This window comes from Ramlibacter sp. 2FC, assembly GCF_005503345.1.
In the GTDB taxonomy this organism is placed as follows: domain Bacteria; phylum Pseudomonadota; class Gammaproteobacteria; order Burkholderiales; family Burkholderiaceae_C; genus SCMQ01.
Genome location: NZ_SCMM01000045.1, coordinates 17,599 through 38,573, shown reverse-complemented (window position 1 = coordinate 38,573; position 20,975 = coordinate 17,599). Strand labels below are relative to the sequence as shown.

Sequence of the window (20,975 nt, the reverse complement as noted above, 5' to 3'; positions counted from 1 at the left end):
AGCTGGCGCCGGCCGGGGCAGGGGCGGGGCTGCCGCCCGGCGCCAGCTGGCTGCGCAGGTCGGGCGCCATCTGGCGCGCCAGCGGCCCGCGCATGGCGGGGCCCAGCACCTGCTGGATGCGCGTGAGCGAGCGGTCGAGCTCGCGCCGCGCACCGGCGTCCAGCGCGTGGTAGGCGGGGGCCCGCGCCAGCACCTCGCCCAGGTGCCGGACCGCGGAGACCTCCTGGCCGCCCGCGGCCAGCGCCGGGGCGGGGCCGTGGGTGGCGGCGGAATGGGGCTGTTCGCGCATGGCCGTGGCGCCGCGTCAGAGCTGGAACAGGCGGTCCGCCGCGGTGGCAGCGCGCAGGCGCTTCATGCGCTCGGACCAGGGTGCGCCCTCGGCGTGGCGCAAGAGCGCGTCGACCATCTGCTCGCGCGTGGGGATGGGTACCGGCGTGTCGGGCCGCCCGCGCAGCGCCGCGATCAGAGCGGCGTGGGTGGCCAGGTCCCAGGTGCCGCTGTCCGGCAGGCGCTGGGCGGCCTGGAAGGCGCGCAGGTCGGCGTGGCCCAGCCGCGCCAGGGCCTGCTGGCGCTGCGCCGGCGTCTGCAGCGGCGACACCGCCTCGAGCACCCAGGCCAGCGCGGCCTCGGGCCCCATCTGCACCGCGCGGTCGACCAGCAGGGTCAGGGCCTGCTCGGAGTCCAGGCCCAGCTGGGCCGCCAGCGGCAGCACCGGCTGCACGTACAGCCGGGCGGCCATCTCGTTCTGTGCGCCCTGGAAGGGCGGGTGGGCGCCGGCCGCACGAAAGCGCCCCAGCCAGGGCTCCTGCCACAGCGGGGCGCCGCCGACGGGGCGCAGCCTTGGCGACAGGCCGTCGGCGGCCTGCCAGGCGCGCGGGCCCTCGCTGGTCGTGGTGGTGGCGACCAGGGCCTCGGCCTCGGCGCCGAAGATGCGCTCGAAGCCCGCGCGGTCGCGCTCGCGCATCAGCGCCAGCAACTGGCCCAGGCTGCCATGCTCCTGCACGAAGGGGAAGCCGCCGAAGCTCAGGCCCAGGTGGTAGCGCTGGTAGGCCGGATGGGCCGTGCCGTAGCGCCCGGCGAACTCGCCGTCGGGGCCGACGCGGGCAAAGCCCTCGTCGCCCGACTCGAAGGGCATGATGCGCGCGAGCAGGCCCTTGCAGGCCTCGATGTCGAAGGGCCGGCGTGCGCCGCCCGGCGGCGTCGCCGCGAAGGCCTGAGCCGCCGCGGGAGGCTCGATCTCGACCTCGTCGTCCTCGTCCTGCCCGCCGGCCTGTCCGGCATGTGCTGCGTGATCGGCGTCGGCCTCCTCGTCGGGCAGCATGGCGGGCATGGGCCCGCCAGGGTCGGCGCCGTAGGCCCGGGCCTCGCCCTGCTCGTGCTCGGCGCCGTAGTGGCCCTGGGCGTACGGCTCCTCGTGGCCGAGCGCCAGGCCCTGGGCGGCAGGCTCGGGCGCGTACGCGGGGTCGGGCAGGCCGTAGCCGTCGTCGTAGTCGTCGGCCAGCGAGGGCGACAGCGGCGTGTCGCGCGGCGAGGCAGCCTCGTCCCAGCCGGGCTCGCCATCCTCGTCGGCCTCGCCCAGCGCGGCCTCCATGACCGGCATGCGCAGTTCGTCCTCGTTGGCAGCGGCCCAGGCCATGGTGCCTGGATCGCCCGGATCGCCGCCCTCGTCGCCGTCCTGCTCGCCTTCGTCCGCGGCCGCCGCCTGCCCGGGCAGCATGTCCTCGCCCACTTCCTCGGCGTCGTAGGCGGCGGCCTCGGCGACCGCGTCCTCGTCCTCGACAGGGGGCTCGCCCTCGTCGGCGCCGAGGCCGATCTCCTGTGGCGGCTCGGCCTCCAGGTCCTCGCCGACCTCCTCGCCGGCCTGCTCCCAGGCCAGGCCGCTGCTGCCCACGCGCAGCAGGCGCTCGACCGGCGTGCCGAACATCAGGCCCAGGCTCTGGGCCGTGAGGTCGCTCGCGATGCCGACCGAGGGCGCCTCGCGGGCCAGGGACTCGGGCGCATGGGCGTAGACGGCCTGGGTGCCGCCGCGGTCCTCGTAGGCGATCAGGGTGTAGTAGAGCCGGGGGGCCGGCAGCATGGCGTGCAGCACGGCGCGCGGCACCAGGTAGAGGCTGGGCGGCCCGTCGAAGGGCTGCAGGCCCTCGCGCAGGCTGTCGTAGAAGTTGCTGGCGTTGCGCGCGCCGGCCTGTTCGGGCGCGAACAGCGAGCGCTCGCGCGCGATCAGCACCCGATAGCAAGGCCGGCCGCCGGTGTCCACGTTGAAGACCAGGTCGCCCTGGCGGCGCTCCACCGGGTCGTGGACCGGCGTGATGCGTGGCGCGCGGGCGGCGCGCGTCGTTTCGGCCGCAGGGTGCTCGATGGTCAGCATGTCGACTCCTCCCGGACAGGATTCCGACCGCGCGGGTCGGGACGGAGGCTGCTGCGCAAAGCCCGTGCCAAAGGCCAAGTGCTTGATTTCCCGCGTGTTTTTCCGTGCGGCGGGCGGGGGGTTTACAGCGCGCGGTACAGGTGCTGAAACAGCCTGGCCGGGCGGCAGGCCGCGTGCGCGGCGGCGCCTGATACAGGCCTGTTGCAGCCCGGCGCCGCGGCGGCCCTGCCGGCGGCTACCATGCGGGACCGTGCCCGGCCGTCGCGACGGGGCGGCCCCATGCCACCCGAGGAGCCCACGAATGGACCTGAACGCCCTGCAATCCACCTTGCGCGCCTTCGCCGCCGAGCGGGACTGGCAGCCGTTTCATACGCCCAAGAACCTGGCCATGGCGCTGATGGTCGAGGCGGCCGAGCTGGCCGAACTGTTCCAGTGGCTGACGCCCGAGCAGTCGCAGGCCGCGCGGCAGGACCCGGCCTTGCAGGCGCGCATCGCCGAGGAGGCGGCCGATGTGCTGCTCTACCTGTTGCAGTTGGCCGACCACACGGGCCTGGACCTGGAAGACGCCGTGGCCCGCAAGCTGCTCAGGAACGCGGAGAAGTACCCACCGCTGCGCCAGCGCGGCCCCGGCGCCGGCGCCGGGCCGCAGGCATAGCCCCATGGGCGCGTGGACGGGGACGGCCCCGCGAACCTCCCCGGACCTGCCGGCACGAGCTCAGGCTGCGCGGCGCAGTCCCGGGTGCGTCTCCTCGCCCCAGCGCCACAGCCAGGCGCCCGAGAGCAGCATGGCCAGGACGACGAAGCCGAAGGCGGCCTCGATGCGGCCGCCGAGCGCCGCGGCGGCGCCCAGGCCCAGCGCGCCTATGCCGTAGCCGAGGTCGCGCCAGAAGCGGTAGATGCCGATCGCCGAGGCGCGCCAATGCGGCTCGGCGATGTCGGCCACGGCGGCGCTGAGATTGGGGTAGAGCATGGCCATGCCCAGGCCCGTGAGCGCGGCCGCGCCGCTCCACCAGGCCGCGCCGCTGCCCAGCGGCAGCAGGGCCACGCCCAAGGCGCAGAGCCACATGCCTCCGACGTTGAGCCGGTGCCGCCCCAGGCGGTCCGAGAGCGGGCCGGTGAGGAACTGGGCGCCGCCCCAGCTGAAGCCGTAGACGCCGACGATCCAGCCTATGCCGGGCAGGCTCAGGCCGCGCTGGTGCAGGTAGACCGGCCAGAACACCCAGACCAGGGCGTCGACGAACTTCTCGACCAGGCCGGCCTGGCACAGCGCGACGAGGCGCCGGTCGCGCCAGCTCATCAGCGCGAAGACCTCGGCCGTGCCCGGCGCGGCGCCCAGGCCCGCGTGCGGCTCGGACGCGCGGGCGTCGACCTCGGCCCGGGCCCAGGGCAGGGTCTCGGCCACGGCCAGCCAGGCCAGCAGCGTGGCCGCGCCAATGACGATCAGGCCGAACCAGAGCAGGCCCGCGCGCGGGCCCAGGCGCGCCGCGGCATAGCCGGTCACGATGCCCGCGAGCGCGACGCCGAGGTAGCCCGAGAACTCGTTGAGGCCTATGACCAGGCCGCGCTGATCGGCGCGCGTGAGGTCGAGCTTGGCGGTCTGGGTCATGGACCAGGTCAGGCCCTGGTTCACGCCCAGCAGCAGCGTGGCCGCGACGATCCAGGACCAGGAGGGTGCGAAGCGGATCAGCAGCGGGATCGGCAGCGCGACGAGCCAGCCGAGGATCAGCACGCGCCGGCGGCCGATGCGCTCGGCCAGGCGGCCGGCCATGAAGTTCATCGCGCCCTTGACGAAACCGAAGGCGGCGACGAAGGCCACGAGCAGCATGAAGGAGCCGCGCGGCACGCCGAACTCGGACTCGGCCAGGGCCGGCACCACGTTGCGCATCATGCCTATCGTCATGCCCACCAGCAGCACCTGCAGCAGCTGCTGCAGCACCTGGCCGAGGTTGGCGCGCAGGCCGTAGTTCATCAGTTTGGCGCTCCGGCCGGCGCGCCCCGGGGGGCTTGGTCGCGCAGGCTGGCTTCGACGATGCGGGCCATGTCCCGGGGTGGCGGCGGTATGTCGGCTGCCAGCGCGTCGACGCAGGCCTCGGGCGCCATCGAGAGCATGGGGTTGCGGCGCTTGTCTAGGCCGAGGGTGGAGACGGGCTTGCCGGGCAGACCCGCAGCGCAGGCGCTGCCGGCCACCCGTGCGCCGTGGCAGGCGCGCTCGCCGCCATAGGGAGCCTCGTTGAGGATGGGCAGGTTCCTCATGGCGTTTTCTCGGCCTCAGACCTCGACGGGAAGGCCCCGGGCCCGCCATTCGGCCACGCCATCGCTCAGGTGGTAGGCGCGATAGCCCTTTTTGCGCAGCAGCGCGACAGCGTCCTTGGCCATCAGGCAGAACGGGCCGCGGCAGTAGGCGACGACCGGCACGTCCTTCGGCAGCTCGGCCAGGTGCTTGCGCAGCTCGTCCACGGGCAGGGAGCGCGCATGCGGCAGGTGCGCGGCGGCGAACTCTTCCTGCGGGCGGACGTCCAGCACCAGCACCTCGCCGGTCCTGGCCTTTCCGAGCAGCACCTTGCGGTCAAGGCCTTCCAGGTCGTCGCGGTGTTCGACGAGCGACGCCAGGGCGACTTGCAGTTCGACCAGCCGCCGTTCGGCCTGGCTGCGCAGGGTCACCCAGAGGTCGGCGACGCCGGTGTCGGCCAGACGGTACAGCACGTACTTGCCCTCCTTGCGGCCCTCGACGAGCCTGGCCAGCCGCAATTCCTTCAAATGGGCGCTGGCCAGCTTGACGCCGATCCCCGCCTGCGCGGCTAGCAGCTCAACCGTTTTCTCGCCCTGGCACAGCAGCTCGATGAGCTCCAGCCGCTTGGGGCTGGCCACCGCCTTGCCAATGCGGGTGACCTGCTCGTAAAGATTATTCTTCTCGTTTATCATGCTTATATTCTAAAGAATATTTGAATTATATGCCCGTCACCGCACGCAACCCGGCCCGCCGGTGCGTGACCTGCGTCAGCGCAGGCGTGGTGAACTCCATGACCGATCCGATCGGCCTCGACCACGACACCGCGACGCCGCCGCGCAGGCACAGCCTGATGCCGGCATCACGGCCACCTGCTGTTTCTTCGCCGCATCCCTCGCTTTCCGGTTCACGGCACTCGCCTGCCGTGAGGCCATGGTCCGGCCAGGCCACGGCCGGGCGTAAAACGCAGCCTGCTGCCGGGCGGCTCAGGTCCTGACCAGCTTGCCGCGCACCAGCTGGATGTGGTTGCGCAGCGCATACAGCTCGTCGGCGTAGGACAGCGGCACGATCACCTTCTCCACCTGCCGCTCCAGCGTGTCCAGGGCCTCGCCCAGGGCCTGCGGCGTGTCCTCGCCGGCCTCGTGGCGGCCCTCGATCTCGCGCAGCCGGCCGTACCAGCGGAACACGCGCGAGCGGATGCGGAACTCGTACAGCGGCGGCACGATGCGCGACAGCGGCAGCAGGATGGCGACGATCAGGCCCAGCGCCAGCCACATGCGCTCGACCAGGTTGGCCAGCCAGAACGGCAGGTAGCGCTGCAGCAGCGGCAGGCCGCCCTTGACCGTGCGCTCGGCCTCCCTGGCGATCGGGTATTCGCTGTGCGCGAGGTTGGGGAACTCGCGCGCGCGGTTGAACCAGCCGGCCGCGCCGTGCAGGCCCTGGGCGGCCTGGGCGAACAGCTGCAGCAGGGCCGGGTGCGTGTCCTCGCGCGCCAGCAGGGCGGTGGTCGAGGCCACCAGGCGCGCGTCGCGCGGCGGCAGGTCGGCCGCCAGGTCGACCACGCCGCGCGGCAGCAGCACGGGCGTGAGAAAGGGCAGGCGGCGCGCGTAGGCCTCGCTCTGTGCGAAGTCCATCAGGCCCACGCCCGGCGTCTGCAGCAGCATCTGCACCATCAGCGCCTCGGGCGCCGAGGCGAACACCAGCACGTCCAGCCGGCCGGCCAGGAAGTCCACCGTGGCCGGCGTCTGCTCGCGCTGCGAGAGGCGAAGGCTGGCCGGGGGAATGCGGTTGATCTCCAGCAGCTTGGCCATCAGGCTGGGCACGCCGCTGCCCGCCGTGCCGACGTTGACGCGCAGGCCGCGCAGCTGGCCCAGCTGTTCGAGCCGCCCGTTGGGCTGGCGCTGCAGCGCCGCGTCCTTGCGGTAGAACAGCCAGACCGGTTCGACGAACAGGCTGCCCAGCGAGACCAGCGGCTGCTCGTCGTCCCCGGTGTGGGCCTCGCCGCTGCCGCCCTGCACGAAGCCCAGGTCCACCTTGCCCTCGCGCAGCAGCTGCAGGTTGGCCTGCGAGCCCTGGCTTTCCACCAGCACGACCTCGATGCCGTTGGCCGCCAGCGCCTTGGCGTAGCGCTGGCCGAACTCGGCGTAGGCGCTTTGCGCCGGGCCGGTGGCCAGGCGCACGCGGCGCGGCGGCGCCGGGTCCAGCCACCAGTAGGCCAGCACCAGCAGCGCCACGGCCAGGATCGCCAGCGGACCGGCCGAGACCAGCAGGTCGCGCAGCGAGAGCAGGGTGTTGCGCGCGGTGGCGGCGACCTGGCGCGGCTTCATGGCGCGGCCCCCAGGTCGGCCGCGGCCGGCAGCCACAGGCCGCCGATGCGCAGGCCCTGCGCGGCCTGCACGGCGCGCAGCGTGGCGCGCGCCACGGCCTCGGCCGCCATGAAGCCGAGCACGGTCATGCCGGGGCTGCGCCCGGCCAGGCCGGTGGCGAGCGCGAACAGCGTGTCGCCGTCGGACTGGGTGTGGACCGGGTTGATCGCGCGCGCCAGGCCGTCGTGCCCGGCCAGCGCCAGGCGCTGCGCCTGGGCCTTGTCGAGCGGCGCGTCGGTGGCGATCACGCCTATCGTGGTGTTGGTGCCCGCGCGCAGGGCCACCGGCGACTCGCCGCGCAGCAGGGCGAGCCGGGTGTCGCGCAGCGCCAGGCCGTCGGCGCTGCGGGCGCCCGCGACCGGCGTGCCGCGCTCGGGGTCGACCACGTCGCCCAGCGCGTTGCAGGCGACCAGCGCGCCCACGGTCACGCCGTCCAGCGTGACCGAGGCCGTGCCCATGCCGCCCTTCATGGCATGGGCCATGCCGAACATCTTGCCCACCGTGGCGCCGGCGCCGGCGCCCACGCAGCCCTCGGCCGGATGCGCGCGCGAGGCCGCGGCGCAGGCCCGCCAGCCGGCCTGGGCGTCGGGGCGTATGGTGGCGTCGCCCACGGCCAGGTCGAACAGCACGGCGGCCGGCACGATGGGCACGCGCGCCACGCCCACGTCCAGGCCTATGCCGCGTTCGTCGAGCCAGCGCATCACGCCGCCGGCGGCATCCAGGCCGAAGGCGCTGCCGCCCGTCAACAGCACCGCATGCGCGTGCTCGACCAGGTTGCCGGGGGCCAGCAGGTCGGTCTCGCGCGTGCCGGGCGCGGCGCCACGCACGTCCACGCCGGCCACCGCCCCGGCGCGTGCCAAGACCACGCTGCAGCCGGTGGGGCGGCGCGGGTCGGTGTCGTGGCCGACTTCGATGCCGGCGACCTGGGTGATGGCGCCGCAGGCGCTGGGGGAAGGGCGTGCATGCATGCGGCCGATTATGTCGCTGCGGCCTGCACGCGACGGCGCGCCTGCCCTGTCCACTGCTGCAGTCCGTCCAGCATCTCGACCAGGAGCTGCACCGCGCCGACGGACAGGCCCAGCAGCTTTGCGGCATGGGGGGGGCCGCAAAAATCCTCGGTGCTCGCAGGCATGCCGGCAACTTTCATCGGCGCATTCCTCAAACCCGCCTCGCGGAATGATGAAACAATGGATGCACGACGAGGCCCGGCTTGGAGCGGGGGCTGGTGGCTTTCCCGAGGAAAGTCGCCACCTGGTATTCATTTCGCAAAGCAACAAGACCAACAATACCGCATGGACGATACCGCGATCGATTCGGAGTGGGACCCGGCCCGGCCCGCCACGGCATCGCCCGCCGCGGCCGGGGGCTGGCGCCAGCTGGTGCGGAGCCAGGGCATAGACCGGGTGCAGGTCCTGGTCGCACTGGCGGCCTGCCTGGTGTCGATCGCGTTCTGCGCCACGCTCGCGTATTTCGTGGTCGCCAGCCAGCGCTCGGTGACCGAGCGGGTGCGCTTGCAGAACCAGAACCTGGCGCATGCCTTCAAGCTGCACGCGACGGCGGCCTTCGACCTGGTGGACCACACGCTCAAGACCGGGCGCCGCCAGTGGCTGGAGACGGGAGGGCTGCGCGACCAGTGGGCGCTGGGCGAGGCCTTTCCCAACTTCAAGAAGATGATCGTGCAGGTCGCGATCATCGACGCGCATGGGCGGCTCGCCGCCTCGTCGATCGATCCCAGGGTGAACCCGATCTACTTGGGCGACCGCGAGCATTTCAAGGTGCACCTGGGCAGCAGCGAGGACCGACTGTTCGTCGGCAAGCCCCTGATCGGGCGGGTGTCGGGCCGGCCCAGCGTGCAGTTCAGCCGTCCGGTGTTCAAGGATTCGGGCAGATTCGTCGGCGTGGTGGTGGCCAGCGTGGACCCCGGTTTCATCGGCGATTTCTTCACCGGCCTGAGGACCGATGGCGGCGCCAGCTACGGCCTGATCGGCGAGGACGGCGTGCCGCGCGTCTGGGTGGGCTCGCAGCTGATCTCCCTGCAGGAGGTCAAGCGCTCGCCGCTGCTGCGCGTGTCGGGCCAGGGCAAGCTGTCGGGTGCGTTCGAGACGCCGCGCAGCGCGCTACAGGAGGGCAGCAGCTGGCACCTGGAGTCGCTCGATAACGCACCGCTGATCGTTGCCGTCAGCACCGACAGCGCCGTGCTGCTGGGGCAGCTGCGCGCCCTGCACCTGGCGGCCTGGGTGCTGGGCGGGCTGTTCGTCGCCTTCACCGCCGCGGCGGCCTTCCACATGCTGCGCGGCCTGCGGCGCAACAACGACATCGCGCAACAGCTGCACGAGAGCCAGCGCAGGGCCAGTTCGGCCAACGAGATGAAGTCGCGCTTCCTGGCCAGCGTCTCGCACGAGCTGCGCACGCCGCTCAACGGCATCCTGGGCTTCTCGGAGCTGGTCGCCATGTCCACCGACGCGGCGCAGGCAGCCAACTACGGCCAGCTGATCCACAAGAGTGCCCGGCACCTGCACGAGCTGGTCAACACCATGCTGGACCTGGCCAAGATCGAGGCGGGTCGCATGGAGGTCACGCGCAGCCCGTGCGACCCCTGGGACCTCTGCGAGGCGGTGGCCGGCATGCACCGCCAGGCGGCGGAGAAGAAGGGCCTGGCCTTCCGCGTCGACTATGCACCGGACCTGCCGGCCGAGATCCACACCGACCGCATCAAGCTGATGCATATCCTCAGCAACCTGCTGCACAACGCGGTCAAGTTCACGCTCGAGGGCCGGGTCGGCCTGGAGGTCGGCCTGCAGGACGAGGGCTGGCTGTTCCGCGTCGTCGACACCGGCGTGGGCATGACGCCCGAGCAGATGGCGGGGCTGTTCGACCGCTTCCGCCACTCGGAATTCCACATGGTGGCGGTAGCCTGGGAGCAGGGCAGCGGCCTGGGCATGGCGCTGTGCAAGGAGCTGGTCGAGCTGCTGGGCGGCCGCATCGCGGTGCGCTCGGTCCCGGCCCAGGGCACCACGGTCGAGGTGTTCCTGCCCGTGCGCTGAGCGCGGTTTCCCCGCCGCCACCCGTCACGCGCGTGACAGGTCCAGGCTCCCGGTCCGGGGCCAGGCCGGCTAGCATCCGCCTCGGTTCTGCAAAGCCCCGAGGAGATGCTTTCATGCGCGCGCACCACCGGTTCTGGCCGAAACGCCTGCCCCATGCCCTCACGCCCTGCGCCACGTCGCTGTGGGACAACCTGGCGGTCAGCGCCAGGCGCTACCCGGACAAGGCGGCGCTGGTCTTTTTCGGCCGGGTGTGGACCTATGCCGAGCTGCTGCAGCAGGCCGAGCGGCTGGCCGCGCGCCTGGTGGCGCTGGGCGTGCGCCGGGGCGACCGCGTGCTGCTGAACATGCAGAACTGCCCCCAGCTGGTGATCGCGCATTTCGCCATCCTGCGCGCCGACGCCGTGGTGGTGCCGGTGAACCCGATGAACCGGGCCGAGGAGCTCAAGCATTGCATCAGCGACCCCGACGCCCGGGTCGCCATCACCACCGGCGACCTGGCGGCCGAGCTTGCGCGCGCGAGCGACGCGCTGACGCCCGCCGGGCGCCTGGCGCAGCTGATCGTGACCCAGTTCGGCGACGTCATGGACGGGCAGGCCGCGGGCGAGGACGCGCCGCCCGCGGCCTGGGCCGAATGGCTGGGCCAGCGGCATGCGCTGCCCAGCCTGGACGGTGGGCAGGTGCTGGCCTGGACCGAGGCCCTGGCCGAGGCGCTGCCGCTGCCCGCGGCCAGCGCCGGGCCGGCCGACCTGGCCGTCCTGCCCTATACCAGCGGCACCACCGGACTGCCCAAGGGCTGCATGCACAGCCATGCCACGCTGATGCACAACGCCATCGCGAGCGCGGTCTGGGCCAACGGCACAGCCGAGAACGTGACGCTGGCAGTGGTGCCCATGTTCCACATCACCGGCATGGTGGCGCTGATGCACGCCAGCATCTACCTGGGCGCCACCCTGGTCCTGATGCCGCGCTGGGACCGCGAGCTGGCCGGGCGCCTGATCTCGCGCTGGCGCGTGACCCACTGGACCAACATCCCGACCATGGTGATAGACCTGCTGGCCAGCCCGCATCTCGAACAGTACGAGCTGTCCAGCCTGGTCCACATCGGCGGCGGCGGGGCGGCCATGCCGCAGGCCGTGGCCCAGCGCCTGCTCGAGCAGTTCGGCCTGCGCTACGTCGAGGGCTACGGCCTGACCGAAACCGCCGCGCCCTCGCACATGAACCCGCCCGACGCGCCCAAGCAGCAATGCCTGGGCATCCCGTTTCTGAGCACCGACGCGCGCGTGATCGACCCGGACACGCTGAAGGAGCTGCCGGTGGGCGAATCGGGCGAGATCGTCATCAGCGGCCCCGAGGTCTTCCTGGGTTACTGGAAGCGCCCCGAGGCCACGGACCAGGCCTTCATCGAACTCGAGGGCAAGCGTTTTTTTCGCTCCGGCGACATGGGGCGGGTGGACGAGGACGGCTACTTCTTCATGACCGACCGCCTGAAGCGCATGATCAATGCGAGCGGCTTCAAGGTCTGGCCGGCCGAGGTCGAGGCGCTGATGTTCCGTCATCCGGCGATCCAGGAAGCCTGCGTGATCGCCACCCGCGATACCTACCGCGGCGAATCGGTCAAGGCCGTGGTCGTACTGCGCCCCGGCCACCGCGGCCGGCTCGGTGAGCAGGAACTCATCGCCTGGTGCCGCGAGCACATGGCGGTCTACAAGGCACCGCGCGTGGTGCAGTTCGTCGATGCCCTGCCAAAGAGCGGCAGCGGCAAGGTGATGTGGCGCGCGCTGCAGGAAGCCGAGGACGCCTGAGGATCTCAGCCAGCCGGTTCGGTGCGCCCTATGTACTGCGCCGAGGTCACGCCCATGGACACGTAGATGCTGGTCAGGCCCTCCATGCCCACCTCGGCCGGCTCCACCCATTCGGCCGGCACGTAGATCAGGCCGCCGCCGACCGGCACCGGCGCCGTGGGCACCAGCACGCCGTGGCAGGCCCGCCCGCCGATCTGCACCGGCTCGGGCGTGGACAGCAGGCCCAGCACCACGGTGCCGGCGGCGTCGCGTCCGCCGAAATGCAGCCACACCGGGCTCATCGACTTCAAGCCTTCCTGCTGCGGCTTGGCGAACAGGGCCACCAGCTTGCGCAGCACGTCGTAGACCGTGCGCACCACGGGGATGCGATGCATCAGCGCGTTGACCAGGCGCGCCAGGCCGCGCTGCAGGCCGGTCTCGACCAGCAGGCCGAAGCCGTAGAGGCTGAGCATCAAGAGCAGCATGCCGATCAGATAGCCGGCGACCCGCGATTCGGTCACGCCCAGGCCGATGCGGGTCAGGAACAGGCCGAACAGGCTTTCGGGGCCGAACCAGGCCGACAGGAACTGCAGGGTCCAGACCAGCAGCAGCACGGTGGCCGCCAGCGGCAGCACGGCCAGCAGGCCGGTGATCCAGGTCCGCAAAGGGTGTTGAGGCTTGAACATGGCCCCAAGCTTAGCCGCTCCGCATGAGCGCCGGCCGGCGCCCGGGGCGCGGCTGCGCGATCGCCGGCGTCCATCCATGCCTGCTCAGGCTCGGCCCGGGCTCAAAGCGTGTGACTTTTGCCACGATTCCGCCGGATTTCCTGCGTTCCGATACGTTCTGTTGCAGATTTCACCGGAGCCCGCAACCGATTGCGCCAGCGCTTGTTACAAACTGAGCCTGTCGAAGTCTGACAACGAAAGGAAGTTCCCATGTTCGCCTCACCTCGTCTCGTGGCCGCCGCCCTGCTGGCGCTGGCCGGCATCGGCAGCGCCTCGGCCGCCGACACCTACATCAGCGCCACGGTGGAGGGGGTGCTCGCGCCCGGCGTCTACGGCCGCATCGACCTGGGCAATGCGCCGCCGCCGCCGGTGCTCTATGCCCAGCCCATGATCATTGCGCGGCCGGTGGTCGGCGTGCCCCAGCGGCCGCTCTACCTCTACGTGCCGCCCGGCCATGCCAAGAACTGGGCCAAGCACTGCAGCAAGTACAACGCCTGCGCCCAGCCCGTGTATTTCGTCAACGTCGACAGCCGCGGCAAGTACGTGCGCGGCGGCCGGGGGGGCAATGACCGCGGACCGCGCGAATCGCATGGCTTCGAGCGCGACGACGGCCGCCACCACGGCCAGGACCGCGATGGGGACCATGGCCATGGCAAGGGTCATGGCAAGGGCCACGGAAAGGGCAAGGACAAGGATTGAGCCGGCCGCGCCGGGCGGCTTCAGGGCTCGAGGTACAGCTTGTCCGACCAGGTCGCCAACCACTCGGGCCAAGAACACGCAGGCCGCGCGCTCATGCCGGCTCGGCCGCCTGATCCGAGCAGCTGGCGCCGCCGCAGCCGTGGATCATCTCCTGCGGCAAAGCCAGGGGGTTCAGCATCTCGCCGGTCTCGGGGTCGTAGCCCGCGCGGCGCAGGTGCAGCGCCAGCGCCGCGTCCATCGACTGGGCGTGCTGCGGAAACCAGATCGCGAGCTCCTGCGCCATCTGCCGCACCAGGGCCAGATCGCCGGCCTCGCCGCGTGCCAGGCCCTCGCGCATCACCTGCAGCACCACCTTGTGCTGCACGCTGTGGCAGTTGGACGAGGCGAAGCGGGTCTGCTGCATCCACTGGTCCTCGCGGCCGAAATGCGCGTCGGTGTGCTCGACCAGGCTGCGCCAATGCGCCAGCAGCCCCTCGTCCGGGGCGGCCTCCACCTGCGCCAGCAGGTCGACGAACTCGCGGTGCGTCTCGTCCATCGCCGGCAGCTCCAGCGCCAGTGCGTCGGACCATTCAAGTTGGGGCATTTCCAGTCTCCGTCAGGGTGAGGCCGGAGCTTAGCCAGCCAAGCGTCCCGCGTTCTTGATCCAGGTCAGGCCCTGGCGCAATGGCCGCGCGCGCCGACGCGCTATGCTTGGCACCCCGTCACCCCAAGCTTGCAAACCGCCATGGCCGAACCCCTGCTGCCGCCTCCGCTCACGCCGCCCACACGCCTCGGGGCGCAACTGCGCGAGCAGGGCTTCGCCGTGCTGCCGGCCAGCGACGTGGCCGCCCTGGCCGGCGTGGCCCTGGACGAGCTGCTGGCCCTGGGCGAGGACTGGGCGCTGCTGCCGCCCGACCTGTACCTCAAGGACGGCGGGCGCTACCGGCGCCGCCGCCATGCCTGCTTCGTGGTCGAGGACGACCGCATCACCACCACCCCGCACCGTGCGCACTGGCAGCCGCTGGCCTACAACGCCTTGCACGGCGGCATGCAGCGCTGGTTCGAGCCCATGCTGGCCTCGACCATAGGCCAGCCGGCCTGGCTGCAGCTGATCGGCTGGCTGGCCCAGCTGGCATCGGGCCTGCGCGGCGCGCAGCCCTGGTTCGTCGAGGCCCACCAGTTCCGCATCGACACCACCGACGGCATAGGCCGGCCCACGCCCGAAGGCGCGCACCGCGACGGCGTCGACCTGGTCGCGGTGTTCCTGGTCTCGCGCGAGGGCATCAAGGGCGGCGAGACCCGGGTGTTCGACGCACAGGGGCCGCAGGGGCAGCGCTTCACGCTGACCGAGCCCTGGTCGCTGCTGCTGCTCGACGACGTCCGCGTGATCCACGAGTCCACGCCTATCCAGCCGCTGGGCGCCGAGGTCGGCCACCGCGACACCCTGGTCGTGACCCTGCGCGCCGGGGGCTTCCAGGATGAAGCGGCCTGATCCGGGCCGGTTGACGCTGGCCGGCTCCGGCAGGACACTGCGCTATGTTTGACTGACAGGAGTCCGATCATGTTCAAGCACATCCTGGTTCCCGTGGACGGTTCCCCCACCTCGATGCAGGCGGTGGCCAAGGCCGCCGGCCTGGCCAAGGCCTTCGGCAGCGCTCTGACGGCGATCTACGTGATCGACCCCTATCCCTTCACCGGGGTGGGCACCGACTTCGCCTACGGCCAGGCGCAGTACCTGAACGCAGCCACGGCCGAGGCCAACGATGCCATCAAGGCCGCGCGCGAGCAGCTCGAATCCGACGGGCTGGCGGTGCAGACGCGGGTGGTCGAGTCGCACACCGCCTGGCGCGGCATCCTCGAGACCGCCACGGCCATTGGTGCCGACCTGGTGGTAATGGGCTCGCACGGCCGCCGAGGCCTGGAAAAGCTGGTGCTGGGCAGCGTGGCCCAGCGCGTGCTGGCCCATGCCACGCTGCCGGTGCTGGTGGTGCGCGACTGAGCTCGCGCCGGCCGGCCCCCAAGGCCCATTGAAAACGACAACGGCTCCCTGGGGAGCCGTTGTGCTGTGCGGCTGGCGCGGCGCGGCCGCACAGCGCCGGAAGTCGCTTACTCGATCTGCACGCCCGAGGTCTGGACGATGCCCTTCCACTTGAGGTAGTCGCTCTTGAGCAGGCTGGAGAACTGTTCGGGTGTCATGGCGCGCGGCTCGGCGCCCTGGGCATGGATCGCGGCCTTGACATCGGGCTGGGCCAGCAGCTTGTTGACCTCGGCGTTGACCGTGACGACGATGTCCTTGGGCGTGCCGGCCGGCATGAACAGGCCGTACCAGGTGCTGACGTCGAAGTCCTTGTAGCCCGACTCGGCGACCGTGGGCACCTCGGGCAGCGAGCTGCTGCGGCGCGCCGAGGTCACGGCCAGGGCGCGCAGCTTGCCGGACTTGATCTGCCCCAGCGCCGAGGGCACCGAGGACACCAGCAGGTCGATGTTGCCGGCCAGCGCGTCCATCATCGCCGGGTTCGAGCCCTTGTAGGGCACGTGGCGGATCTTGACCTTGGCGGCCTTCTCGAACAGGTCGCCGGCCAGGTGGATGGTGGTGCCGTTGCCGGGCGAGCCGTAGGTGAGGGTGTCGGGCGCCGCGCGCGCCGCGCTCACCACGTCGGCCAGGGTCTTGAAGCGCGAGTTGGCGTGGGTGGCGATGACCACCGGCGTGTGGGCCACATGGGCCACGGCTACCAGGTCGCGCGTCGGCTCGTAGCTGATGTTCTTGTACAGCCAGGGCGCGACGACCAGGTTGTCCTTCTGGCCCATCACCATCTCGTAGCCGGTCGGCGCCGCCTTGACGGCCTCGGCGATGCCTATGGTGCCGCCCGCGCCGGCGCGGTTGTCGGCCACCACGGTCCATTTGTTCACCTCGGTCAGCTTGCTGGCGACCAGGCGCGAGAGGATGTCGGTGCCGCCGCCGGGCGGGAAGGGCACGATGAGGCGGATCGGCTTGGCGGGATAGGCCTGGGCCTGGGCCGCAAAGGCGGCCAGGGCCAGGGTCAAGAAGGCGAGCAGTTTGCGGATCATGGGGGCTTCAGAAGAAACGGAAGGCCCCCATTCTAGGCAGCGCCCTCAGACCCGCTCGAAGATCGCCGCGATGCCCTGGCCGCCGCCTATGCACATGGTCACCAGCGCATAGCGGCCCTGGATGCGATTGAGCTCGTGCAGGGCCTTCACCGTGATCAACGCACCGGTGGCGCCTATCGGGTGGCCCAGCGAGATGCCCGAGCCGTTGGGGTTGACCTTGGCCGGGTCCAGCCCCAAGTCCTTGGTCACCGCGCAGGCCTGGGCCGCGAAGGCCTCGTTGGCCTCCACCACGTCCAGGTCGTTCACCGTCAGGCCCGCCTTCTTGAGCGCCAGCTGCGTCGCCGGCACCGGGCCTATGCCCATGTACTTGGGGTCCACGCCCGCATGCGCGTAGGCCACCAGGCGCGCCATGGGCGCCAGGCCGCGCGCCTTGGCCGTGCCGGCTTCCATCAGCACCACGGCCGCCGCCGCGTCGTTGATGCCCGAGGCGTTGCCCGCCGTCACCGTGCCGTTCTCCTTGAGGAACACCGGCTTGAGCTTGGCCATGTCCTCCAGCGTCGCGTCGGTGCGGAAATGCTCGTCGGTCGCGTAGGCCACCTCGCCCTTGCGGCTCTTGAGCATCACCGGCACGATCTGCTCCTTGAAGTAGCCGGCTTCCGTGGCCTTCTGGGCGCGGTTGTGGCTCTGCACGGCCAGCCGGTCCTGGTCCTCGCGGGTGATGCCCCACTTGGCCGCGATGTTCTCGGCCGTCACGCCCATGTGGATGTTGTGGAAGGGGTCGTGCAGGGCACCCACCATCATGTCCACCATCTTGGTGTCGCCCATGCGCGCGCCAAAGCGCGTGGACAGGCTGGCGTAGGGGGCGCGGCTCATGCATTCGGCGCCGGCGCCGATCGCGACCTCGCAGTCGCCCAGCAGGATGGCCTGGCTGGCCGAGACAATGGCCTGCAGGCCAGAGCCGCACAGGCGGTTGACGTTGAAGGCCGGCGTGCCTTGGTCGCAGCCGCCCTCGATGGCGGCCACGCGCGAGAGGTACATGTCGCGCGGCTCGGTGTTGACCACATGGCCGAAGGCCACATGGCCCACGTCCTGGCCGGCCACGCCGGCGCGCGCCAGCGATTCCTTGACCACCAGGGCGCCGAGCTGGGTGGGGGGCTGGTCCTTGAGGCTGCCGCCAAAGGTTCCGATGGCGGTGCGCACGGCGCTGACGACGACGACTTCACGGGTCATGGGATGTCTCCTGAAAACAGATAGGAAAAGCGGTGGGCCGGCGCGCCGCAGGCGCTGCACGGGCGATTTGACACGGTTCAGTATGGCACGACAGAATTGCCCGGGGGCTGACCTGCTGTCAACCCGGTTACAGGAGCTGTCGCCATGTACAAGCATCTTCTCTTGCCGACCGACGGGTCCGAGACCTCGCTGAGCGCGGTGCGCCAGGGGGTGGCGCTGGCGCAGTCCCTGGGCGCCGAGGTCACCGTCATGACCGTGATCGAGCGTTTCCCCAGCGGCATCACGGACAGCGCCCATGTGCCCGAGGAAACCGTGCGCCAGGACTCGGCGCGCGAGGCCGCGCTGGTCCGGCTGGAGGCTGCGGAGAAGCTGGCCCAGCAGGCCGGCGTGCGCTGCCACCGCATCCTGTCCAGCGAGCACCCCATTCATCAGGGCATCCTGGAGGCCGCCCACACGGCCGGGGCCGACCTGATCGTCATGGGCACGCATGGCATGGGCGCGGTCGAGCGCTTGCTGATCGGCAGCCAGACCCAGCGCGTGCTCGCCCACACCAAGCTACCGGTGCTGGCCCTGCATTGAGCCGGCTGCGCGGGCCGTCGGTGGGCGTACTCAGGTCGGCGCCGGGCCGCCCCAAGCCGACCTGGGCCCCCTCGGGGCCGGGTCGAAGCGTGATGCCTCGGAACGTGCATAGCGCAGGCCCGGCATGGGCTCGCTACGCTGCACAGCTGCGCGCACGGACGCTGCGCGAGCCCAGCGCAGCACGCGAAGCGGTAAGCGTGGGGGCATGTCTTCAGTCGCGCACGTCGGCCACCGGTTCGGCGCCGAAATCCGGGCGCGCCAGGTAGGCCAGCACGCGTGCGGCGGCTTCGGAGGGGCTGCTGAGCTGGCCGGCCGCCTTGAGTCCGGTGAAGCGGTCCCGGTCCGGGAAGGCGGCGGGGTCGGCGCCGCGCAGCTGCACCTGCATGTCGGTGTCGATCACGCCGGGCGCCAGGGAGCATACGCGCGCGCCATGGGGCTTGAGCGCCTCCTCCAGCGCCAGGCAGCGCGTGAAATGGTCCAGGCCAGCCTTGGCCGCGCAGTAGCCGGCCTGCGAGGCCATGGGGCGGCGGCCCAGGCCCGAAGAGACGTTGAGCAGCTTGCGCGTGCCGGCCCAGTGTTCGGTGGCGTGCAGGAAGGCGGCGGCCAGCAGCATGGGCGCTTCCAGGCCCACGCGCAGGGCGCCCGCCAGCGCCCCCGGGTCGGCCTCGCTGAGCGGGGCGATGCGCGCAATGACGCCGGCGTTGTTGATCAGCGTGGCGGTGGCGAAGCGCTGCGCTGGCTGCTCGGCCAGCCATTGCGACAGGCTCTCGGCGGCTGCGGCGCCCTCGGCCAGGTCCTGCGACCACTGGATCAGCGGAGCGCCGCGCCGCTGCGCCTCCTGCGCCAGCTCCTCGCTGAGCTGGCGCGACAGGCACAGCAGGGTGCGCTCGGGCTGCAACAGCTGCCGCGCCATGGCGAGCCCCAGGCCGCGCGAGGCGCCGGTGAGTATGGTGAGATGGGCGTTCATGGGCCCATCGTAGCGCGGCCCCGGCCGCGTCGTTCAGGCCGCGACCACAATGGGGAACAAGGCCCTGAGCCCATCCGCGCCGGGTGTGAACGGCACGGTGAGCGCGGCGCGCCCCGCCTCGTCGAGCCGGCGCCACAGCAGGTCGCGCGCGTTGCCGGCTTCGCCCGCGACGTAGACCTGGGTGGTCAGCAGCTCGCGCGGGCCCAGCCTGACCTTGAGGTGGATGTGAGGCGTGCGCCCGCTGTAGGGCGCGGGCCGCAGGGTGCGAAAGCGGTAGCGGCCCTGGTCATCCACCGTGACGCGGCCAAAGCCCTGGAAGGCCGGGTCGGCGCGGCCGCCGTCCCCGGGATGGTGGTAATGGCCGGCCTGGTCGCATTGCCAGATCTCGACCTGGGCGCCGCGCACCGGCCGGCCCTCGGGGTCGCTCACCTGGCCTTCGAGCCAGGCCGGCTGGCCGAGGCGGTAGTTCCGCACGCCGTTGCGCAGCAGGTCGTAATCGCTGTCCTCGGGCATTGCCACGGGGTAGAACGGTCCCTCGGTCTGCGCGGGGGTGAGCGGCCGTCCGCCCTGCGCCTGCGCTGCTGGCCAGACCCAGGGGGCGGCGAGCAAGGCGGCCGAGACCTGGCGACGGCGGATCGGGTGGCGGGTAGAGGGCATGGCGCGATCTCCAAAAGCTCCAAGGGTCAGAGGCGCCGGCGGCGGGCCAAGTTCCGTCGCCTGGGGCTCAGAACGGGGCCGGGCTGCTGAAATCGCAGGCCTGTCCCGTTGCCGGGTGGGGCAGGCGCAGCGCGCAGGCGTGCAGCAGCAGGCGGTCGGCACGCGCCCGCACTTCCGGTGGCGCGTAGAGCGCGTCGCCCAGGATGGGGTGGCCCATGCACTGCAGGTGCACGCGCAGCTGGTGCGAGCGGCCGGTGACCGGCTCCAGCGCCACGCGGGTGGTGCCACCGGCCCGGTCCTGGGCCAGGACGCGCCAGCGCGTGAGGCTGGGCTTGCCGCGCCCAGGGTCGACGATGCTGCGCGGCCGGTTGGGCCAGTCGAGGATCAGCGGCAGGGCTATCTCGCCCCAGCCGTCCGCGCTCTCGGGCGCGGCCAGCAGGCCCTGGACCACTGCCTCGTAGCGCTTGTGCACGGCGCGCGCGGCGAAGGCCATGCTCAGGCTGCGCTGGGCCTCGGCGCCGCGCGCCATCGCCAGCAGGCCCGAGGTCGCCATGTCCAGCCGGTGCACCACCAGGGCGTCGGGCCACAGCGCTTGGGCGCGGGCGCTCAGGCAGTCCTGCTTGTCGGCGCCGCGCCCCGGCACGGCCAGCAGGCCGGCGGGCTTGTCCAGCACCAGCAGCTGCTCGTCGGCATGGACCAGCGGGACCTCGGTCGGCAGCGGCACGCTGTTCCTCAGGCCTCGAGCAGGCCGGCCAGCCGCTCGGCGTCCAGGCTGCGCGCCGCGCCGAAGCCGGCCACCTGGCGTGCGCCGCTCAGCGCCACCAGCACGAAGCTGAAGTCGCCGAGCTGGGTCATGGGCTCGGCCTCGGGAAAGCGTGCCAGGTAGGCCGTGCGCGCCGCTTCCCAGTCGGCGCTGCCGGGTTCGGGCAGCCGGGCCAGGCCCTCGAGCGTGACGCGGGGCAGGGCGTGCACCGGCTCGCCCTCGGCCTCGGGCGCCGCGACCAGCAGCGAAACCCGCGGCTGGGCGAGCAGGTTGCGGGTATGGCCGGCCAGGCTGCTGACATGCAGCACCAGGCTGCCTGCCCCGGGCAGCAGGGCGTAGGGCACCATGGAGACGCTGGGCCGGTCGGGCGCCGCGGCCTGCAGGGTGCTCAGGGCGGCGGTGCGGCGGCTGGCGAGCAGCGCGCGCAAGGCCTGGTCCAGGCGGGATTCGGCGGACGGTTCGGGAGCTTGGGCGGGCATGGCGCCATTCTGGCACCGCCCTGTCGGCCCCGGCGCCGGCCG

23 protein-coding genes are annotated in these 20,975 nt (G+C 71.9%); 7 read left to right on the top strand and 16 right to left on the bottom strand.

The window, feature by feature from the left end; translation table 11 throughout:
- A partial coding sequence (locus FFS10_RS17595) for a hypothetical protein (RefSeq protein WP_137895776.1) occupies positions 1 to 289 on the bottom strand: 289 nt, incomplete at its 3' end.
- 15 nt (positions 290 to 304) lie between these two features.
- A complete protein-coding gene (locus FFS10_RS17590) occupies positions 305 to 2,368 on the bottom strand; it encodes a lysozyme family protein (RefSeq protein ID WP_137895775.1) in 2,064 nt (687 codons plus the stop codon).
- A 301-nt stretch (positions 2,369 to 2,669) separates the two neighbouring features.
- On the opposite strand from FFS10_RS17590, the gene FFS10_RS17585 reads away from it, so the two are divergent.
- Complete coding sequence (locus FFS10_RS17585; protein WP_137895774.1) at positions 2,670 to 3,023, top strand: nucleotide pyrophosphohydrolase; 354 nt, start codon at positions 2,670 to 2,672, stop codon at positions 3,021 to 3,023.
- Between the two features lie 60 nt (positions 3,024 to 3,083).
- Here FFS10_RS17585 and FFS10_RS17580 read toward each other — a convergent pair whose 3' ends face one another.
- The 6 genes from FFS10_RS17580 to FFS10_RS23035 all read right to left on the bottom strand — a co-directional run bounded on the left by FFS10_RS17580 (position 3,084) and on the right by FFS10_RS23035 (position 8,108).
- The gene (locus FFS10_RS17580) at positions 3,084 to 4,337 is read right to left on the bottom strand and encodes an MFS transporter (protein WP_137895773.1); all 1,254 of its coding nucleotides are present in this window, start codon (positions 4,335 to 4,337) and stop codon (positions 3,084 to 3,086) included.
- The gene (locus FFS10_RS17575; RefSeq protein ID WP_137895772.1) at positions 4,337 to 4,621 is read right to left on the bottom strand and encodes a hypothetical protein; all 285 of its coding nucleotides are present in this window, start codon (positions 4,619 to 4,621) and stop codon (positions 4,337 to 4,339) included. Before FFS10_RS17575 ends, FFS10_RS17580 begins: the two co-directional genes overlap by 1 nt.
- Positions 4,622 to 4,636: 15 nt before the next feature.
- Positions 4,637 to 5,290, bottom strand: a complete 654-nt coding sequence (locus FFS10_RS17570) for an ArsR/SmtB family transcription factor (protein ID WP_137895771.1) — start codon at positions 5,288 to 5,290, stop codon at positions 4,637 to 4,639.
- A 291-nt stretch (positions 5,291 to 5,581) separates the two neighbouring features.
- Positions 5,582 to 6,922: a TAXI family TRAP transporter solute-binding subunit gene (locus FFS10_RS17565; RefSeq protein ID WP_137895770.1), complete on the bottom strand. Its 1,341-nt coding sequence runs from the start codon at positions 6,920 to 6,922 to the stop codon at positions 5,582 to 5,584.
- Positions 6,919 to 7,929 (bottom strand): P1 family peptidase, encoded by a 1,011-nt coding sequence (locus FFS10_RS17560; RefSeq protein WP_137895769.1) that lies wholly within the window; start codon positions 7,927 to 7,929, stop codon positions 6,919 to 6,921. The genes FFS10_RS17565 and FFS10_RS17560 overlap by 4 nt, the downstream gene beginning before the upstream one ends.
- Before the next feature lie 8 nt (positions 7,930 to 7,937).
- Positions 7,938 to 8,108, bottom strand: coding sequence for a hypothetical protein (locus FFS10_RS23035; protein ID WP_171016170.1), 171 nt, complete (start codon positions 8,106 to 8,108; stop codon positions 7,938 to 7,940).
- Between the two features lie 145 nt (positions 8,109 to 8,253).
- Here FFS10_RS23035 and FFS10_RS17555 point away from each other — a divergent pair, with 145 nt between their 5' ends.
- The gene (locus tag FFS10_RS17555) at positions 8,254 to 10,005 is read left to right on the top strand and encodes a cache domain-containing sensor histidine kinase (RefSeq protein ID WP_137895768.1); all 1,752 of its coding nucleotides are present in this window, start codon (positions 8,254 to 8,256) and stop codon (positions 10,003 to 10,005) included.
- Between the two features lie 113 nt (positions 10,006 to 10,118).
- Positions 10,119 to 11,807 (top strand): long-chain fatty acid--CoA ligase, encoded by a 1,689-nt coding sequence (locus FFS10_RS17550; RefSeq protein ID WP_137895767.1) that lies wholly within the window; start codon positions 10,119 to 10,121, stop codon positions 11,805 to 11,807.
- A gap of 5 nt (positions 11,808 to 11,812) precedes the next feature.
- Here FFS10_RS17550 and FFS10_RS17545 read toward each other — a convergent pair whose 3' ends face one another.
- Entirely contained in the window at positions 11,813 to 12,472 is a 660-nt protein-coding gene (locus FFS10_RS17545; protein WP_137895766.1) for a DUF502 domain-containing protein, read from the bottom strand.
- A 249-nt stretch (positions 12,473 to 12,721) separates the two neighbouring features.
- On the opposite strand from FFS10_RS17545, the gene FFS10_RS17540 reads away from it, so the two are divergent.
- Positions 12,722 to 13,210: a hypothetical protein gene (locus tag FFS10_RS17540; RefSeq protein ID WP_137895765.1), complete on the top strand. Its 489-nt coding sequence runs from the start codon at positions 12,722 to 12,724 to the stop codon at positions 13,208 to 13,210.
- Between the two features lie 91 nt (positions 13,211 to 13,301).
- Here the strand turns inward: FFS10_RS17540 and FFS10_RS17535 are convergent, their stop codons facing one another.
- Positions 13,302 to 13,793: a hemerythrin domain-containing protein gene (locus FFS10_RS17535; RefSeq protein ID WP_137895764.1), complete on the bottom strand. Its 492-nt coding sequence runs from the start codon at positions 13,791 to 13,793 to the stop codon at positions 13,302 to 13,304.
- 141 nt (positions 13,794 to 13,934) lie between these two features.
- Here FFS10_RS17535 and FFS10_RS17530 point away from each other — a divergent pair, with 141 nt between their 5' ends.
- Both FFS10_RS17530 and FFS10_RS17525 read left to right on the top strand, forming a co-directional pair.
- The gene (locus FFS10_RS17530; protein WP_137895763.1) at positions 13,935 to 14,681 is read left to right on the top strand and encodes a 2OG-Fe dioxygenase family protein; all 747 of its coding nucleotides are present in this window, start codon (positions 13,935 to 13,937) and stop codon (positions 14,679 to 14,681) included.
- Between the two features lie 69 nt (positions 14,682 to 14,750).
- Positions 14,751 to 15,188 carry a universal stress protein gene (locus FFS10_RS17525; RefSeq protein ID WP_137895762.1) on the top strand — a complete coding sequence of 146 codons (438 nt, stop codon included), beginning with the start codon at positions 14,751 to 14,753 and terminating at the stop codon, positions 15,186 to 15,188.
- A 107-nt stretch (positions 15,189 to 15,295) separates the two neighbouring features.
- Here FFS10_RS17525 and FFS10_RS17520 read toward each other — a convergent pair whose 3' ends face one another.
- On the bottom strand, positions 15,296 to 16,258 hold the full coding sequence (locus FFS10_RS17520; RefSeq protein ID WP_137895761.1) for a Bug family tripartite tricarboxylate transporter substrate binding protein: 963 nt from the start codon (positions 16,256 to 16,258) through the stop codon (positions 15,296 to 15,298).
- A gap of 45 nt (positions 16,259 to 16,303) precedes the next feature.
- On the bottom strand, positions 16,304 to 17,488 hold the full coding sequence (gene bktB, locus FFS10_RS17515) for a beta-ketothiolase BktB (RefSeq protein ID WP_137895760.1): 1,185 nt from the start codon (positions 17,486 to 17,488) through the stop codon (positions 16,304 to 16,306).
- Positions 17,489 to 17,632: 144 nt separating this feature from the next.
- Between bktB and FFS10_RS17510 the strand changes: the two genes are divergently transcribed.
- On the top strand, positions 17,633 to 18,067 hold the full coding sequence (locus FFS10_RS17510) for a universal stress protein (protein WP_137895759.1): 435 nt from the start codon (positions 17,633 to 17,635) through the stop codon (positions 18,065 to 18,067).
- A gap of 211 nt (positions 18,068 to 18,278) precedes the next feature.
- Here FFS10_RS17510 and FFS10_RS17505 read toward each other — a convergent pair whose 3' ends face one another.
- The 4 genes from FFS10_RS17505 to FFS10_RS17490 all read right to left on the bottom strand — a co-directional run bounded on the left by FFS10_RS17505 (position 18,279) and on the right by FFS10_RS17490 (position 20,933).
- Positions 18,279 to 19,034, bottom strand: a complete 756-nt coding sequence (locus FFS10_RS17505; protein ID WP_137895758.1) for an SDR family NAD(P)-dependent oxidoreductase — start codon at positions 19,032 to 19,034, stop codon at positions 18,279 to 18,281.
- Between the two features lie 33 nt (positions 19,035 to 19,067).
- Positions 19,068 to 19,691 carry a dioxygenase family protein gene (locus FFS10_RS17500; protein WP_137895757.1) on the bottom strand — a complete coding sequence of 208 codons (624 nt, stop codon included), beginning with the start codon at positions 19,689 to 19,691 and terminating at the stop codon, positions 19,068 to 19,070.
- Positions 19,692 to 19,758: 67 nt separating this feature from the next.
- Positions 19,759 to 20,415 (bottom strand): RluA family pseudouridine synthase, encoded by a 657-nt coding sequence (locus FFS10_RS17495; RefSeq protein ID WP_137895756.1) that lies wholly within the window; start codon positions 20,413 to 20,415, stop codon positions 19,759 to 19,761.
- Between the two features lie 8 nt (positions 20,416 to 20,423).
- On the bottom strand, positions 20,424 to 20,933 hold the full coding sequence (locus FFS10_RS17490; RefSeq protein ID WP_137895755.1) for a HugZ family pyridoxamine 5'-phosphate oxidase: 510 nt from the start codon (positions 20,931 to 20,933) through the stop codon (positions 20,424 to 20,426).
- Positions 20,934 to 20,975 lie beyond the last annotated feature (42 nt).

Excerpts from the sequence above, each read along its gene's own strand:
- FFS10_RS17565 (WP_137895770.1), bottom strand. The coding sequence starts at position 6,922 with ATGAAGCCGCGCCAGGTCGCCGCCACCGCGCGCAACACCCTGCTCTCG.
- FFS10_RS17510 (WP_137895759.1), top strand. The coding sequence starts at position 17,633 with ATGTACAAGCATCTTCTCTTGCCGACCGACGGGTCCGAGACCTCGCTG.
- FFS10_RS17505 (WP_137895758.1), bottom strand. The coding sequence starts at position 19,034 with ATGAACGCCCATCTCACCATACTCACCGGCGCCTCGCGCGGCCTGGGG.
- FFS10_RS17525 (WP_137895762.1), top strand. The coding sequence starts at position 14,751 with ATGTTCAAGCACATCCTGGTTCCCGTGGACGGTTCCCCCACCTCGATG.
- FFS10_RS17570 (WP_137895771.1), bottom strand. The coding sequence starts at position 5,290 with ATGATAAACGAGAAGAATAATCTTTACGAGCAGGTCACCCGCATTGGC.
- FFS10_RS17545 (WP_137895766.1), bottom strand. The coding sequence starts at position 12,472 with ATGTTCAAGCCTCAACACCCTTTGCGGACCTGGATCACCGGCCTGCTG.
- bktB (WP_137895760.1), bottom strand. The coding sequence starts at position 17,488 with ATGACCCGTGAAGTCGTCGTCGTCAGCGCCGTGCGCACCGCCATCGGA.
- FFS10_RS17520 (WP_137895761.1), bottom strand. The coding sequence starts at position 16,258 with ATGATCCGCAAACTGCTCGCCTTCTTGACCCTGGCCCTGGCCGCCTTT.
- FFS10_RS17585 (WP_137895774.1), top strand. The coding sequence starts at position 2,670 with ATGGACCTGAACGCCCTGCAATCCACCTTGCGCGCCTTCGCCGCCGAG.
- FFS10_RS17535 (WP_137895764.1), bottom strand. The coding sequence starts at position 13,793 with ATGCCCCAACTTGAATGGTCCGACGCACTGGCGCTGGAGCTGCCGGCG.
- FFS10_RS17540 (WP_137895765.1), top strand. The coding sequence starts at position 12,722 with ATGTTCGCCTCACCTCGTCTCGTGGCCGCCGCCCTGCTGGCGCTGGCC.
- FFS10_RS17550 (WP_137895767.1), top strand. The coding sequence starts at position 10,119 with ATGCGCGCGCACCACCGGTTCTGGCCGAAACGCCTGCCCCATGCCCTC.
- FFS10_RS17560 (WP_137895769.1), bottom strand. The coding sequence starts at position 7,929 with ATGCATGCACGCCCTTCCCCCAGCGCCTGCGGCGCCATCACCCAGGTC.
- FFS10_RS23035 (WP_171016170.1), bottom strand. The coding sequence starts at position 8,108 with ATGAAAGTTGCCGGCATGCCTGCGAGCACCGAGGATTTTTGCGGCCCC.
- FFS10_RS17555 (WP_137895768.1), top strand. The coding sequence starts at position 8,254 with ATGGACGATACCGCGATCGATTCGGAGTGGGACCCGGCCCGGCCCGCC.
- FFS10_RS17590 (WP_137895775.1), bottom strand. The coding sequence starts at position 2,368 with ATGCTGACCATCGAGCACCCTGCGGCCGAAACGACGCGCGCCGCCCGC.
- FFS10_RS17500 (WP_137895757.1), bottom strand. The coding sequence starts at position 19,691 with ATGCCCTCTACCCGCCACCCGATCCGCCGTCGCCAGGTCTCGGCCGCC.
- FFS10_RS17490 (WP_137895755.1), bottom strand. The coding sequence starts at position 20,933 with ATGCCCGCCCAAGCTCCCGAACCGTCCGCCGAATCCCGCCTGGACCAG.
- FFS10_RS17580 (WP_137895773.1), bottom strand. The coding sequence starts at position 4,337 with ATGAACTACGGCCTGCGCGCCAACCTCGGCCAGGTGCTGCAGCAGCTG.
- FFS10_RS17575 (WP_137895772.1), bottom strand. The coding sequence starts at position 4,621 with ATGAGGAACCTGCCCATCCTCAACGAGGCTCCCTATGGCGGCGAGCGC.
- FFS10_RS17530 (WP_137895763.1), top strand. The coding sequence starts at position 13,935 with ATGGCCGAACCCCTGCTGCCGCCTCCGCTCACGCCGCCCACACGCCTC.